Origin of the sequence: Mycobacterium sp. 852002-51613_SCH5001154, assembly GCF_001667425.1 — a bacterium.
GTDB lineage: Bacteria > Actinomycetota > Actinomycetes > Mycobacteriales > Mycobacteriaceae > Mycobacterium.
In genome coordinates, this window is the sequence record NZ_LZII01000037.1 from 1 (window position 1) to 14,612 (window position 14,612).

At 69.1% G+C, this 14,612-nt stretch carries 14 protein-coding genes and 1 pseudogene; 7 read left to right on the forward strand and 8 right to left on the reverse strand.

Annotation, left to right across the window (positions count from 1 at the left end):
• Together A5750_RS09000 and yajC are read right to left on the reverse strand one after the other, a co-directional pair.
• A pseudogene (locus A5750_RS09000) lies at nt 1-495 on the reverse strand (protein translocase subunit SecD); the annotation flags it as partial.
• Between the two features lie 115 nt (nt 496-610).
• Nucleotides 611-952 (reverse strand): preprotein translocase subunit YajC, encoded by a 342-nt coding sequence (gene yajC, locus A5750_RS09005; RefSeq protein ID WP_066949979.1) that lies wholly within the window; start codon nt 950-952, stop codon nt 611-613.
• Nucleotides 953-1,157: 205 nt separating this feature from the next.
• Between yajC and gabT the strand changes: the two genes are divergently transcribed.
• Both gabT and car read left to right on the forward strand, forming a co-directional pair.
• Nucleotides 1,158-2,498, forward strand: a complete 1,341-nt coding sequence (gene gabT / locus A5750_RS09010; protein WP_067262161.1) for a 4-aminobutyrate--2-oxoglutarate transaminase — start codon at nt 1,158-1,160, stop codon at nt 2,496-2,498.
• A 160-nt stretch (nt 2,499-2,658) separates the two neighbouring features.
• Nucleotides 2,659-6,192: a carboxylic acid reductase gene (gene car / locus A5750_RS09015; protein ID WP_067262163.1), complete on the forward strand. Its 3,534-nt coding sequence runs from the start codon at nt 2,659-2,661 to the stop codon at nt 6,190-6,192.
• A gap of 63 nt (nt 6,193-6,255) precedes the next feature.
• Here car and A5750_RS09020 read toward each other — a convergent pair whose 3' ends face one another.
• The 6 genes from A5750_RS09020 to ruvC all read right to left on the reverse strand — a co-directional run bounded on the left by A5750_RS09020 (nt 6,256) and on the right by ruvC (nt 10,798).
• On the reverse strand, nt 6,256-6,942 hold the full coding sequence (locus A5750_RS09020; RefSeq protein ID WP_066949988.1) for a hypothetical protein: 687 nt from the start codon (nt 6,940-6,942) through the stop codon (nt 6,256-6,258).
• Nucleotides 6,943-7,070: 128 nt separating this feature from the next.
• Entirely contained in the window at nt 7,071-7,457 is a 387-nt protein-coding gene (locus A5750_RS09025) for a DUF1304 domain-containing protein (protein ID WP_066949991.1), read from the reverse strand.
• 138 nt (nt 7,458-7,595) lie between these two features.
• A complete protein-coding gene (locus A5750_RS09030) occupies nt 7,596-8,276 on the reverse strand; it encodes a hypothetical protein (RefSeq protein ID WP_066949994.1) in 681 nt (226 codons plus the stop codon).
• Nucleotides 8,277-8,527: 251 nt separating this feature from the next.
• Entirely contained in the window at nt 8,528-9,574 is a 1,047-nt protein-coding gene (gene ruvB, locus A5750_RS09035) for a Holliday junction branch migration DNA helicase RuvB (protein ID WP_067262165.1), read from the reverse strand.
• A 73-nt stretch (nt 9,575-9,647) separates the two neighbouring features.
• A complete protein-coding gene (ruvA, locus tag A5750_RS09040) occupies nt 9,648-10,247 on the reverse strand; it encodes a Holliday junction branch migration protein RuvA (protein WP_067262167.1) in 600 nt (199 codons plus the stop codon).
• Nucleotides 10,244-10,798, reverse strand: coding sequence for a crossover junction endodeoxyribonuclease RuvC (ruvC, locus tag A5750_RS09045; protein ID WP_066950004.1), 555 nt, complete (start codon nt 10,796-10,798; stop codon nt 10,244-10,246). Before ruvC ends, ruvA begins: the two co-directional genes overlap by 4 nt.
• A gap of 182 nt (nt 10,799-10,980) precedes the next feature.
• Here ruvC and A5750_RS09050 point away from each other — a divergent pair, with 182 nt between their 5' ends.
• From A5750_RS09050 to A5750_RS09070, 5 genes are read left to right on the forward strand one after another with little or no spacing between them, the layout of a single operon-like run.
• A complete protein-coding gene (locus tag A5750_RS09050; RefSeq protein WP_066950007.1) occupies nt 10,981-11,592 on the forward strand; it encodes a DUF4178 domain-containing protein in 612 nt (203 codons plus the stop codon).
• A 9-nt stretch (nt 11,593-11,601) separates the two neighbouring features.
• Entirely contained in the window at nt 11,602-12,114 is a 513-nt protein-coding gene (locus tag A5750_RS09055; protein WP_066950010.1) for a DUF2617 family protein, read from the forward strand.
• Nucleotides 12,111-12,542 carry a DUF4247 domain-containing protein gene (locus A5750_RS09060; RefSeq protein ID WP_066950575.1) on the forward strand — a complete coding sequence of 144 codons (432 nt, stop codon included), beginning with the start codon at nt 12,111-12,113 and terminating at the stop codon, nt 12,540-12,542. Before A5750_RS09055 ends, A5750_RS09060 begins: the two co-directional genes overlap by 4 nt.
• 27 nt (nt 12,543-12,569) lie before the next feature.
• Nucleotides 12,570-13,025 carry a DUF350 domain-containing protein gene (locus tag A5750_RS09065; protein ID WP_066950014.1) on the forward strand — a complete coding sequence of 152 codons (456 nt, stop codon included), beginning with the start codon at nt 12,570-12,572 and terminating at the stop codon, nt 13,023-13,025.
• Nucleotides 13,022-14,608 carry a polyamine aminopropyltransferase gene (locus A5750_RS09070; RefSeq protein WP_067262168.1) on the forward strand — a complete coding sequence of 529 codons (1,587 nt, stop codon included), beginning with the start codon at nt 13,022-13,024 and terminating at the stop codon, nt 14,606-14,608. Before A5750_RS09065 ends, A5750_RS09070 begins: the two co-directional genes overlap by 4 nt.
• Nucleotides 14,609-14,612: the final 4 nt, after the last annotated feature.

Below are 14,612 nucleotides of genomic sequence, written 5' to 3' on the forward strand. Positions count from 1 at the left end.
AGAGACAGGCACCTGGCCCGACGCTGGCGCCTGGCCCGGCGGCGGCGCCTGGCCCGGGGGCGGCGCCTGGCCCGGGGGCGGTGCCTTCGGGGCGGGCTTGGGCTGGACGGCCTGCGCGGGCATCGAGTTCAGCACCGGGCGGATGTAGAGGCGGGCTGTCTGGCCCAGGTTGCGGGCCTCGTTGCCGTCATTGCCGGGCACGGTGATGACCAGGTTGTCGCCGTCGACAACCACTTCGGAACCGGACACGCCAAGCCCGTTGACGCGCGCACTGATGATCTGCTGCGCCTGTGCCAGCGCATCGCGGCTCGGGCGCGACCCGTCCGGGGTGCGCGCGGTCAACGTGACGCGGGTACCGCCCTGCAGGTCGATGCCGAGCTTGGGGGCGGCGCGCTTGTCCCCGGTCAGGAAGACCAACAGGTAGACGCCGACGAGCAGCAACAAGAAAACCGACAGGTAGCGGGCAGGGTGCACCGGCGCCGAAGACGATGCCACGTTCCTTCTATCTCCTCGAGTAGCGGTTCTTACCCCGGACAGAGCCCGCAACAGAGCCTAGTGCCGCGCACGCGCCCGTTGCGCAAGCGGTCCGCCGCGGCGGACCGACCTTCCGTCAGGAATCCTTGATAACCCGGCCCTCGTCGGATTCTGCCAAGTCGTCGGCGTCGTCACCGTCGGCCAGGTCTTCATCGTCGTCGGGCAGGATCCGGTCGCGGATGGCCAGCTTCATCCACGTGGTCACCACGCCGGGGGCGATCTCCAGATCCACGGTGTCCTCCGTGAACGCGACGACCGTCGCCTGCAGACCGGACGTCGTGTGCACGCGGTCCCCCGGCTGCAGTGACTCGTGCAGGTCGATGGTGGCCTGCATCGCGCGCTTCTGGCGGCGCGACGCGAAGTACATGAACCCACCCATGATGAGCAGGAAGGGCAGGAACAGGATCAAACTCTCCATGACGGGCCTGTCTTTCGTAGTGGCATTTAAGGCACTTCTTGTCGCCGGGTGCCGGAACGACCCGCGGGCCGCGCACCTCGTACCGGCCAGTGTGCCATTGCCGCAGGTCGCTCCCGACCGCCGCGGTGCGCGGGAGGCCCGACGCCGCCGCGCCGGATAGGCTTTAGTGGCGACGTGACAGGCGCGCCGCGGTGAGGAGAAGATCGTGGCCGGCCTCGAGCAGACTCGCCAGCTGGTCACCGAAATCCCCGGTCCCGCTTCGCTGGAACTGACCAAACGGCGCGCCGCGGCGGTGTCCCATGGGGTCAACGTCTCGCTGCCGGTGTTCGTCGCGCGCGCCTCCGGCGGCATCATCGAGGACGTCGACGGCAACCGGCTCATCGACCTGGCGTCGGGCATCGCGGTGACCACCATCGGCAATTCCGCACCCCGGGTGGTGGAGGCCGTGCGCGCGCAGGTCGCGGAGTTCACTCACACCTGTTTCATGGTCGCGCCGTACGAGCAGTACATCGCCGTCGCCGAGGAGCTCAACCGGATCACGCCGGGCTCCGGCGAGAAGCGTTCGGTGTTGTTCAACTCCGGCGCCGAGGCGGTCGAGAACGCTGTCAAGGTCGCACGCACCTACACGCGCAAGCCCGCTGTCGTGGCGTTCAACCACGCCTATCACGGCCGCACCAACCTGGCGATGGCGCTGACCGCCAAGTCCAAGCCCTACAAGAGCGGCTTCGGCCCGTTCGCGCCGGAGGTCTACCGCGCCCCGATGTCCTACCCCTACCGGGACGGCCTGACCGATAAGGAGCTGGCCACCGACGGGGAGAAGGCCGCCGCGCGGGCGATCGACGTGATCGAGAGTCAGGTCGGTGCCGACAGCCTCGCCGCCGTGATCATCGAACCGATCGCGGGCGAGGGCGGATTCATCGTGCCCGCCGAGGGATTCCTGCCCGCCCTGCTCGACTGGTGCCGCAGCAACGACGTGGTGTTCATCGCCGACGAGGTGCAGACCGGCTTCGCGCGCACCGGCACGATGTTCGCCTGCGAGCACGAGGGCATAGAACCCGACCTGATCTGCACCGCCAAGGGCATTGCCGACGGGCTGCCGCTGTCGGCGGTCACCGGCCGCGCGCCGATCATGGACGCATCGCACGTCGGCGGTTTGGGCGGCACCTTCGGCGGTAACCCGATCGCTTGCGCGGCAGCACTGGCCACCATCACCACGATCGAAAGTGACGGGTTGATCGAGCGCGCTCAGCAATTGGAACGGCTGATCACCGAACCGTTGTTGCGTCTGCAGGCCGGCGATGACCGGATCGGCGATGTGCGTGGCCGCGGCGCCATGATCGCCATCGAGTTGGTGAAGTCAGGGACCTCGGAACCCGACGCGGAGCTGACTCAGAAATTGTCCACCGCGGCCCACGCCGCCGGGGTCGTCGTGTTGACCTGCGGCATGTTCGGCAACATCATCCGGCTGCTGCCGCCGCTGCCGATCAGCGACGAGCTGCTCAACGAGGGGCTCGACATCCTCGGCCGGCTCCTGGGCGACCTGTAAGACCGGTAAGACCCGGGGACTCATCGGCTCGCGTGGGCAATCTCACAACGACCGCGGCGGCGCGCCCATGGTGGAATACCGTTACTTTAGCTAACGTTCTAAACGTCAGCGCATCGGCGCGAAAACGACTCACTATCTTTCATTGCAAGGGAATTTGTTTATGTCGACCATCAATCGCGACGAGCGGCTCGAGCGCCGCATCGAGGACCTGACCGCCAACGACCCGCAGTTCGCCGCCGCGCGTCCCGACCCGGCCGTCGAGGCCGCCGTCGAGAAGCCCGGGATGCCACTCCCGCAGGTCATCCGCACCGTGCTCAAGGGGTATGCGGACCGGCCGGCCCTCGCGCACCGCGCGGTGGAGTATGTCGAGGACGCGGCGACCGGACGCACCAGGCTGGAGCTGATCCCCCGCTACGAAACCATCACGTACGGCCAGCTGGCCGACCGCGTCGAAGCGCTCGGCCGCGCCTGGGCCAACGACGAGGTACACGTCGGTGACCGGGTCTGTGTGTTGGGCTTCAACAGCGTCGACTACGCCACCATCGACATGGCGCTCGCCGTGATCAGCGCGGTGTCGGTGCCGCTGCAGACCAGCGCGTCGCTTACGTCGCTGCAGCCGATCGTGACCGAGACCGAGCCCACCGTGATAGCGGCGAGCGTGAATCAGCTGCCCGAGGCCGTGGAGTTGATCCTGAGCGGCCACCGGCCCGCCAAGCTGGTGGCGTTCGACTACCACCCCGAGGTCGACGACGAGCGCGAGGCCGTGGAAACCGCGCGCACGCGGCTGGCAGAGGCCGACGTGCTGGTGGAGACCCTGGCCGAGGCGCTCGAGCGCGGCAAGGCGCTGCCGGAAACGGTCATCCCCGCCAGCGAGGAATCCGACCCGCTGGCCCTGCTGATCTACACCTCCGGCAGCACCGGCGCACCCAAGGGCGCGATGTACCCACAGAGCAACGTCGCCAAGATCTGGCGCCGGGGCAGCAGGAACTGGTTCGGCGAAAGCGCCGCGTCGATCACCCTCAACTTCATGCCGATGAGCCACGTCATGGGCCGCGGCATCCTGTACGGCACGCTGGGCAACGGCGGCACCGCCTACTTCGCCGCCAAGAGCGACCTCTCCACGCTGCTGGAGGACCTCGAGCTGGTGCGGCCGACCGAGCTGAACTTCGTGCCGCGCATCTGGGAGACCCTGTTCGGCGAATTCCAGCGCCAGGTGGAGCGGCGGCTGTCCGAGGGCGGCGACCGCGAGGCTGTGGCGGCTCAGGTGCTGGCCGAGCAGCGCCAGTATCTGCTGGGCGGGCGGTTCATCTTCGCGATGACGGGCTCGGCCCCGACCTCGCCGGAGCTGCGCGCCTGGGTCGAGTCCCTGCTCGAGATGCACCTGATGGACGGCTACGGCTCGACCGAGGCCGGGATGGTGCTGTTCGACGGCGAGATCCAGCGGCCGCCGGTGATCGACTACAAGCTCGTCGACGTGCCGGACCTGGGCTACTTCAGCACCGACCGGCCGCACCCGCGTGGTGAGCTGTTGCTGCGCACCGAGAACATGTTCCCGGGCTACTACAAGCGGGCCGAGACCACCGCCAACGTGTTCGACGAGGACGGCTACTACCGGACCGGCGACGTGTTCGCCGAGATCGCGCCCGACAAGCTGGTGTACGTCGACCGCCGCAACAACGTGCTCAAGCTGGCGCAGGGCGAGTTCGTCACCCTGGCCAAGCTGGAGGCCGAGTTCGGCAACAGCCCGCTGGTGCGCCAGATCTACGTCTACGGCAACAGCGCCCAGCCCTACCTGCTGGCCGTCGTGGTGCCCACCGAGGAGGCGCTGGCCTCGGGCGACCTCGAGACGCTCAAGCCGAAGATCGCCGACTCGCTCCAGAACGTCGCCCGTCAGGTGGGCCTGCAGTCCTACGAGGTGCCCCGCGACTTCATCATCGAGACCACACCGTTCAGCCTGGAGAACGGTCTGCTGACCGGGATCCGCAAGCTGGCGTGGCCGAAGCTGAAGCAGCACTACGGCGAGCGGCTCGAGCAGCTCTACGCCGAGCTCGCCGAGGGGCAGGCCAACGAGCTCGCCGAATTGCGCCGCAACGGCGCGAGCGCGCCGGTGCTGCAGACGGTGAGCCGGGCAGCGGCCGCGATGCTGGGCACGGCGAGCATCGAGCTGACCCCCGACGCGCACTTCACCGATCTGGGCGGAGACTCGTTGTCGGCGTTGACGTTCGGCAACCTGCTGCGCGAGATCTTCGACATCGACGTCCCGGTGGGCGTCATCGTCAGCCCGGCCAGCGACCTGCAGGCCATCGCCAACTACATCGAGGGCGAGCGCCAGGGCACCAAGCGGCCCACCTTCGCCGCGGTGCACGGTCGCCCCAAAGATCAAGCGACCACGGTGCACGCCGGCGACCTCACCCTGGACAAGTTCCTCGAGGCCGAGACGCTGGCCGCCGCGCCCAGCCTGCCCAAGCCCACCACCGAGGTGCGGACGGTGTTGCTGACCGGCGCGACCGGCTTCCTGGGCCGCTACCTGGCCCTGGAGTGGCTCGAGCGGATGGACATGGTCGACGGCAAGGTCATCGCCTTGGTGCGCGCCAAATCCGACGACGAGGCGCGCGCCCGGCTGAACAAGACCTTCGGCGTGGGCTCCGCGCACAGCGACCCAGCGTTGGTGGCGCACTATCAGGAGCTGGCCGCCGACCACCTCGAAGTGATCGCCGGTGACAAGGGCGAGGCCAACCTCGGTCTGGAGCAGCAGACCTGGCAGCGGCTGGCCGACACCGTCGACCTGATCGTCGACCCGGCCGCTCTGGTCAACCACGTCCTGCCCTACAGCGAGCTGTTCGGCCCCAACGCGCTCGGCACCGCCGAACTGATCCGGATCGCGCTCACCACCAAGCTGAAGCCGTACACCTACGTGTCGACGATCGGCGTCGGTGACCAGATCAAGCCGGGCGAGTTCGTCGAGGATGCCGACGTCCGGCAGATCAGCGCGACCCGCGCGATCAACGACAACTACGCCAACGGCTACGGCAACAGCAAGTGGGCCGGCGAGGTGCTGCTGCGCGAGGCACACGACCTGTGTGGCCTGCCCGTCGCGGTCTTCCGGTGCGACATGATCCTGGCCGACACCACCTACGCCGGCCAGCTCAACCTGCCGGACATGTTCACCCGGCTGATGCTGAGCCTGGTCGCCACCGGTGTCGCACCCGGTTCGTTCTACGAGCTGGACGCCGAGGGCAACCGTCAGCGTTCGCACTACGACGGCCTGCCGGTCGAGTTCATCGCCGCGGCGATCTCGACGCTGGGGACGCAGGTGCTGGACACCGGGGACGGCTTCCAGACGTACCACGTGATGAACCCGTACGACGACGGCATCGGCCTCGACGAGTACGTCGACTGGCTGATCGACGCCGGCTATGGGATCCAGCGGATCGCCGACTACGGCGAATGGCTGCGGCGGTTCGATCAGACGATGCGGGGCCTGCCCGAGCGGCAACGCCAGTATTCGCTGCTACCACTGCTGCACAACTACCAGCGGCCCGAGCAGCCGATCAACGGATCGATGGCCCCGACCGACCGCTTCCGCGCCGCGGTGCAGGAGGCGAAAATCGGCCCCGACAAAGACATTCCACATGTCTCGGCGCCGATCATCGTCAAGTACATCACGGACCTGCAGCTGCTCGGACTGCTGTAAGCACAAGACAGCGATCGCCCAGTCCGTGACGGACTGGGCGATCGCTGTTTCTAGCTGAACCGGTTACTGCTGTGGGTGTGGCCAGCGCAGGTACGCGGCGTTGGCGCCCGACGCCGGACGATGGCGACGCCACCCCCGCTTCGGCTCCGGGTCGGCAGCCGTACGCGGCTTGGTCAACGCGCCCGAGGACACCTCGGCGGGCTCGTACGCCGAGTCGCGGTAAGGCTCGACGCCCGGCGCCGACACGGCTGTCGCCGGCGCTACGGGCTGGACGTCCCGCGCCAGCCGCACGGCCGTGCGGGCGAGCACCACACCGCCGACGAAGACGATCAGCGCACCCAGTCCGGAGAAATAGCTGACTTCGAGCACCGCACGCTTGCGCTCGGTGGCGGCGACGGGGTCACCGGCGGAGCCGATTCCCAGCAGCGGCGCGAGCTGACCACCGACGATGAACCAGGCGCCGGACAGCACCGCCAGCCATCCGCCCAGCATGGCCGCCACCCGATTTCCGGCGATGATCAACAACAGACCGCCCAGCACGGTCGCGGCTCCCGGCAGGACCTCGAGCCACCCACGAGCCGAACTCCACGCCCACTCCCGGTCGGGTGAGTAGGCGAAATTGAAGCGCGGTCCGACAAACGGTATTAACGCCCCCCAAGCTCCCAAGATGACCAGGAGCAATCCGCTGACCGCGCCACGCGAACGCGGCATGCTCAGCCCGCGGGTTTGGCCGTCTTCTGCGTATTTCATGATTTCCCCTCGTTGAATACCGGGCCTATTTCCGGCCGGAGATGGGTACCCGGCGGTTTCCAGTCGTAACCCATCGGGCACGTGAACACCACCGCTCCCGGTGACGATTGGGGCTGGTGAGGCTGCTGTTACTGCTGAAGTCCGAGCAGCAGCAGCACGATCGCGATCACCGGGAAGGCACCCTGCGTCACCGCGGCGCGCGCCTTCTCCGGCGCGGACAAGAGCAGCACCACGGCGGCCGCCGCCATCGAACCGACGCCGGCGAAAATCAGCGCCGCGCCAACTGCGTTGTGCCGCAACATGATCGCGGCAATGCCCAGGCCGCTGACCACCGCCAGGAACAAGTTGTAGAAGCCCTGGTTGAAGGCCAGCAGCTTGGTGGTCTCGGCTTCCTCGGCCGTGGTGCTGAACGTGGCACGGGTGCGCGGCGAGGTCCAGGTCAACGATTCCATCACGAAGATGTACACGTGCAATAACGCCGCCAATGCGGCGAATACCAACCCGGCGGCGATCATCGCTCCTCCTCGCTCGTCGAGGCCCGCATGTCCCCGGCGCCGGTGACTCTACCGACCTGCGGGTGGCGGAGTGCCGTGACGCGAAAGGGCGCCGGTAGCCAATCGGCTACCGGCGCCTCCCGAGTTGGCGGTTACCGCCTACACGCCGGCGTGGTGGTGGCGGTGGAACAGGCCGCCGCCCGCGCGCCGGCCGAACAGGCCACGCCCGCGCGGCTCCGGCTCGGCTGCCGTTGCGTCCGCCCGAGCCGCCGTCACGCCGCGAGTCTCGTCGTACATGCCGGGCTCACCCGCCGGTACGGCGTCGCCCGCCACCGGCGCCGGTTCCCGCACCACGACATCGCGTGCGTGCCGAACGGCCAGGCGCGCGACGGCCGCCCCGCCCAGGAACACGATCAAGGCGCCCAGACCGGTGAAGTAGGTGATCTCGAGCAGGGCTCGCTTCAGGTCCGTGGACGCCACCGGTTGACCGAGGCCCCCGATGCCCAGCGTCGACGCGAACGCGCGGCCCACCACGAACCACGCACCGCCGGCGACCGCCAGCCAGCCGCCGAACACGGCGCTGGCCCGGTTACCGGACAACAGCACGAGCAGGCCGCCCAGTGCCGTAGCGGCCCCGGGAAGCACCTCGAGCCAGCCCTTGGTCGTCGTCCACGTCCAGGCCGGGTCGGACATGTACGCCCAATCGATGTTGGGCCCGAAGAACGGCACCAATGCGCCCCAGGCGCCCAACAGAATCAGGAGCAGGCCGGTCAGCGCGCCGCGGGTGCGCGGCATGTACAGCGCGCGAGGGCGTTCATAGTCGTAGCGCGTGGTCCTCATCAGAATCTCCTTCAACAGGTATTGCTGTTGTGAGCTTGGTTACCCGACGGCGCCCACGTATAACCTGCTGCGGGCCGCGCATGTGGTTTGCTGCGAACCTTCACCCAGATGCCCGCGGCGCCGGTGGCGGCCCTCTGAGCAGGCTGGATCCCGCCGGCGCGCGTGCGCGCACCGTCCGGCCGAAAGGTCACGATTTGGCCGCAATCGGCCGGGCCGCCGACGGTGGCGGCCCGCTTCGCCCGCCTATGCCGCTAGTCGAACAGACCGGGTTGGCCCAAACCGGCCGCGCCCGCCGGTGGGCTCATGCCCAGGTGAGTCCACGCCTGAGCGGTGGCCACCCGGCCCCGGGGGGTGCGGGCCACCATTCCGGCGCGAACCAGGAACGGCTCGCACACCTCCTCGACGGTGGTCGCCTCCTCGCCGACGGCCACCGCCAGCGTCGAAACCCCGACCGGACCGCCGCCGAAACTGCGGGTCAGCGCCGAGAGCACCGCCCGGTCCAACCGGTCCAGGCCGAGTTCGTCGACGTCGTAGACCGCCAGCGCGGACTTGGCCACGTCACGGGTGATCACCCCGTCGGCGCGGACCTCGGCGAAGTCCCGGACCCGGCGCAGCAGCCGGTTGGCGATGCGCGGCGTGCCGCGCGAGCGCCGGGCGATCTCCTCGGCCGCCTCGGCGCCCAGCTCGATGCCCAGAATGCCGGCGGAGCGGGCCAGCACCCGCTCCAGCTCGGCGGGTTCGTAAAAGTCCATGTGCGCGGTGAAACCGAACCGGTCGCGCAGCGGTCCGGTCAGCGCGCCGGAGCGAGTGGTCGCGCCGACCAGGGTGAAGGGCGCCACGTCCAGGGGGATCGACGTCGCCCCGGGACCCTTACCCACCACCACGTCGACCCGGAAGTCCTCCATGGCCAGGTACAACATTTCCTCCGCGGGCCGGGCGATGCGGTGGATCTCGTCGATGAACAGCACGTCGTGCTCGACCAGGTTGGACAGCATGGCGGCGAGGTCGCCGGCGCGTTCCAGCGCGGGGCCCGACGTCACCCGCAACGACGTCCCGAGTTCGGCCGCGATGATCATGGCCAGGGACGTCTTGCCGAGCCCGGGCGGACCCGACAGCAGGATGTGATCAGGCGTGCCGCCGCGGTTCTTGGCTCCCTCGATCACCAGTTGGAGCTGTTCGCGCACCCGCGGCTGGCCGATGAACTCTTGCAGCGAACGCGGCCGCAGGCTGACGTCGATGTCACCCTCCCCGACGGACAGCGCCGGCGAGAGCTCGCGGTCGGCGTAGTCGTCGGTCATTTGCGCCGCTCTCCCCCGCAAGCGGGTGGTGCCCCCACCTCATCGCTTCGCTCTGCATCGCCGCCGGCGCGGGTCATCGCGACTTACCCAGCAGCGACAGGGCGGCCCGCAGGGCGCCGGACGTCGTCACGTCCTGCTCGGTGGCCAGCACCTTGTCGGTGGCCTCCTCGGCCTGCTTGACGGCGAAGCCCAGACCGACCAGGGCCTCCACCACCGGGCCCCGGACCGCGTGCCCGTTCACCACGAATGCACCGCCCGGTGCGCCCGCGGTGACGGCGCCGACCTTGTCCCGCAGCTCGAGCACCATCCGCTCGGCGCCGCGTTTGCCGATCCCAGGCACCCGGGTCAGCGCGGTGACGTCGCTGTCGTGCAGTACCTGCCGCAGCGCCGCGGCGTCGTGAACCGCCAGCGTCGCCATGGCCAACCGTGGCCCCACGCCCGACACAGTCAGCAGCGTGAGGAAGAGGTCGCGGGTGTCGGAGTCTGGAAACCCGTACAGCGTCATCGAGTCCTCGCGGACCACCATCGCGGTGATCAGCCGGGCCTCGGTCCCGGTGCGCAGGGTCGCCAACGTCGACGGTGTCGCGTTCACCCGGTAGCCGACGCCGGCGGCCTCGATCACCGCATGGTCGAGCGCCACCTCGAGCACCTCGCCGCGCACCGACGCGATCATCGCGCGGCCTTGAGCTTGGCCAGATACTTGTGCCGCTGCTGCTCGGCCAGCGCCTCGGCCGCGGCCATCCGGGCCATCATCGGCGCCCGCCAGCAGTGACAGATCGCCAGCGCCAGCGCGTCGGCGGCGTCGGCCGGGGTCGGTTTGGCTTGCAGCGCAAGGATTTTGGTGACCATCGCGGTGACCTGAGCCTTGTCGGCGGCGCCGTTGCCCGTCACCGCGGCCTTCACCTCGCTCGGGGTGTGAAAGTGCACGTCGATGCCGCGCTTGGCGGCCGCCAGCGCGACGACCCCGCCGGCCTGCGCGGTGCCCATCACCGTCGAGACGTTCAGCTGGGAGAACACCCGCTCGATGGCCACCACATCCGGCTGATGGGTGGCCAGCCAGTGCTCGACGGCATCGCTGATGGCCAGCAGCCTGTGGGCCAGCGGCGCATCAGACGGGGTCCGAACCACGTCGACGTCGAGCGCGACCACGCTACGCCCGCTCCCACTTTCCACCACCGAAAGTCCGCATCGGGTCAGTCCGGGGTCGACGCCCATCACGCGCATTGCCCGCTCCCACCTGTAGAACAGCTGTTCGATACCCTAGCGGCCGGGGGCGACGGCTCCGCGGACGACACGCGGCGGCGCCGCCGATTCCCGGCTCGGGACGTTACAGCGCCGAACCCACGCAAAAGCTGTTAGCTTTTACCCCACGTTCGCTCAAGCAATGTGGCAACGGAAGGGTTTGCGTGGGATCACTGCTGGTCATTATCGCGATCGTGCTGTTCATCGCGTCAATCGTGGTGTTGGTCATCGCTTTGCGGCGCCCCAAGCAACCGGCCCCGCCGCGCGGACGCCAGGATCCCCTCTCGTTCAACGCGATGCCGGAATTCGGCCCCCGCCAACTCGGCCCCGGCGCGATCGTCAGCTACGGCGGCGTCGACTACGTGGTCCGCGGATCGGTGACGTATCGCGAGGGCCCGTTCGTGTGGTGGGAGCATCTGCTGGAGGGCGGCGACCAGCCGATCTGGTTCAGCGTCGAAGAGGACGACGGGCGCCTCGAGCTGGCGATGTGGGTCAGCCGCAAGGACATCCAACTGCAGCCGGGTGACTCTTACGTCGTCGACGGGGTGACGTTTCACGAGTCCGAACGCGGTCGCGCCTCGTTCACGACCGAGGGCACCACGGGCCTGCCGGCGGGCGGCGAGATGGAGTTCGTCGACTGCGCCAACTCCGACGAGTCCGCGCTGCTCTCGTTCGAGCGCTGGGCGCCGGGCATGCCGTGGGAGGTTTCGACCGGCAAGCCCGTGCTCACGGGCGAGCTGACCGTGTATCCGGCACCCCCGCCCTCCTCCCCCTAGGGCGCGTCGGTGCCCCTTCATCAACTCGTCGTGGCCCCTTCGGACGTCTCCGGCCAAAAGCTCGGCCTCGCGCTCAACGCGCCCGCACCGCCGCCGCTGGCGACCTGCCTTCTGCACCACCCCGGCGGCGGCGCCCTGCGGCTGGGGGTCCTGGGCGCATCGCACGTCGTCACCGTCGAGCACGGCGCGGGCCGGTTCTCCGAGGAGGTCTCCTGCACGGCACGCGGCCTCGGCGTCGACCTGCCGGAGCACACGGCCGCGCCCGGCTACTCCCTGCAATCCCGCACCGACTCCTACGACGAGGCGGCCTTCCGCCGGATGGCGCGCGACCTTCGTGACCGGTGCGCGCGGGAAAAGGGCTGGCTCGGTGGCACTTTCCCCGGCGACGACGCCGCGCTGACCGCACTGGCCGCCGAACCCGACGGCGCCGGCTGGTATTGGCAGACCTGGCACCTCTACCCGCGCAGCCCTTTTGGCTCGGGCGGCGACGTGGTGCACACGGTGAGCCGGTGGCACCCGTGAGCCGCAATCGCTTGTTCGTGATCGCCGGTGCGCTGGCCGTCGCGGCCGTCGCCTGCCTGGTGCCCGGAATCATTCTGTCGCAGAAGAACATTGCTTCCTACATCGCGAGCCACTATCACGAGTACTCCCACGACGCGAACGGGAAGCGCTACGAATGCAGCGGGCCTCCCGACGACGTGGCCGACGCGCTCGCCGAGTATCAGGCCCCCGAGGCGCGGGCCGCCAACGGCGACAGCGAGTACCTGCGCTACAGCAGCAACATCGTGATCGTCGGCCCCGACGGCAATCGCCCGTGCAGCATCCGCCTGGAAGGCCTGAACGCCGGATACAGCCACGGCGCTTTCATCTTCCTGGGCCCCGGATTCAGCCCCGGCTCACCCTCGGGCGGCGCCGGGGGTACGCCCGGCGGCCCCGGCGGAACCAAGTGACGGCTCACCACCACAAAGGAGAAAACCATGTACCTCGCCGTCGAGATCGGCACCGTCGATCTCAATCCCGTCCTGAAGGGCGCAGTCGCAACCATCCTGTACTTCCTGGTCGGCATGGCAGTGCTGCTTATCGGGTTCTACGCGGTCGACGTGTTGACCCCGGGCAATCTGCGCCGGCTGGTGTTCATCGACCGCCGCCCCAACGCCGTCATGGTCGCGGGCGCGATGTACATCGCCCTGACCGTGGTCATCATCACCGCCATCGCGAACAGCTATAGCCAGCTGGGTCAGGGGCTCGTCGGTGTGGCGGTGTACGGGCTGATGGGCGTGATCCTGCTGGGCATAGCGCTGCTCACGATGCACCTGCTGATACCGGGAAGTTTCCACGAGCACATCGACGAGCCGGAGCTGCATCCGGGATCGTTCGCGGTGGCGCTGATATTGCTCGCCGTGGGAGGGGTCACGGCCGCTGCGGTGTCATGACCTCCGTTGATCTGCCGGTGCCAGAGGTGAGCCGGCCCGCGGAGCCCTCGGTGCGCTGGCGCGCCGTGCTGCTGGCCGCCGTTGCGGCATGTGCGGCGTCCGGCATCGTCTACGAACTCGCGCTGCTCACCCTGGCGGCGAGCCTCAACGGCGGCGGCATCGTCGCCACGTCACTGATCGTCGCGGGCTACATCGCCGCGCTCGGGGTGGGGGCCCTGGTGGTCAAGCCGCTGCTGGCGCACGCGGCGATCGCGTTCATCGCGGTGGAGGTGCTGCTGAGCATCGTCGGCGGGTTGTCCGCGGCGGCCCTGTACACGGTGTTCGCCTTCATCGACGACGAATCGATGTGGATGCTGGCGGTGGGCACCGCCCTGATCGGTGGGCTGGTCGGCGCCGAGGTGCCGCTGCTGATGACGATGCTGCAGCGCGGTCGCAGTGGCGAGGCGCCCGACACCGGCCGGACGCTGGCCAACCTCAACGCCGCCGACTACCTCGGCGCGCTGCTGGGCGGGCTGGTGTGGCCGTTCCTGCTCTTGCCCCACCTGGGCATGATCCGCGGCGCGGCGGCCACCGGCATCGTCAATCTCCTGGCGGCGGCCGTCGTGGCGATCTTCGTGCTGCGCCGGGCGGTTTCGGCCCGCCAACTGGCGACGGCGCTGTGCGCGCTCGCCGCAGCGCTCGCCCTCCTGGTCACACTGCTGGCGCGGTCGGCCGACATCGAAACCACGAGCAGGCAGCGCCTCTACGCCGACCCGATCATCGCCTATCAACACTCGGCCTACCAGGAGATCGTGGTCACCCAGCGCGGTAACGACATGCGCCTTTACCTCGACGGGGGCCTGCAATTCTCCACCCGGGACGAGTACCGCTACACCGAAAGCCTGGTCTATCCCGCGCTCGGGGCGAGTGCGCGATCGGTCCTCGTCCTCGGGGGCGGCGACGGGCTGGTGGCCCGCGAGTTACTGCGTCAGCCGGGCATCACGAGGATCGTGCAGGTGGAGCTCGACGCCGCGGTGATTCAGTTGGCGCGCACCACGATGCGCAGGGCCAACGGCGGCTCGCTGGACAGCCCGCGGGTCAAGGTGGTGATCGACGACGCGATGCGCTGGTTGCGCTCGCCGCACCCGGACGTCGTCCCGCCCGGGGGCTTCGACGCGGTCATCGTCGACCTGCCCGACCCCGACACCCCGGTCCTGGGGCGGCTGTATTCGACCGAGTTCTACGGACTCGTCGGGCACGCGCTCGCCGAAGATGGCCTGATGGTCGTGCAGGCGGGCAGCCCGTTCTCGACGCAGACCGCATTCTGGCGCACCGCCTCGTCCATCCGCGCGGCCGGCTACGCGGTGACGCCCTACCACGTCTATGTGCCGACGTTCGGTGACTGGGGTTTCGCGCTGGCCCGCCGTGGGGGCGGCGCGCCCACGCCCACCGTGCCGCCCAACGCACCCCCGCTGCGTTTCCTGAACCAGCACGTCCTGGACGCCGCCACGGTGTTCCCCGACGACACCCGCCCCCGCCCGCTCGAGCCCTCGACGCTGGACAATCCACGCATCGTCGAGGACATGCGGCACGGCTACGACTAGAGGC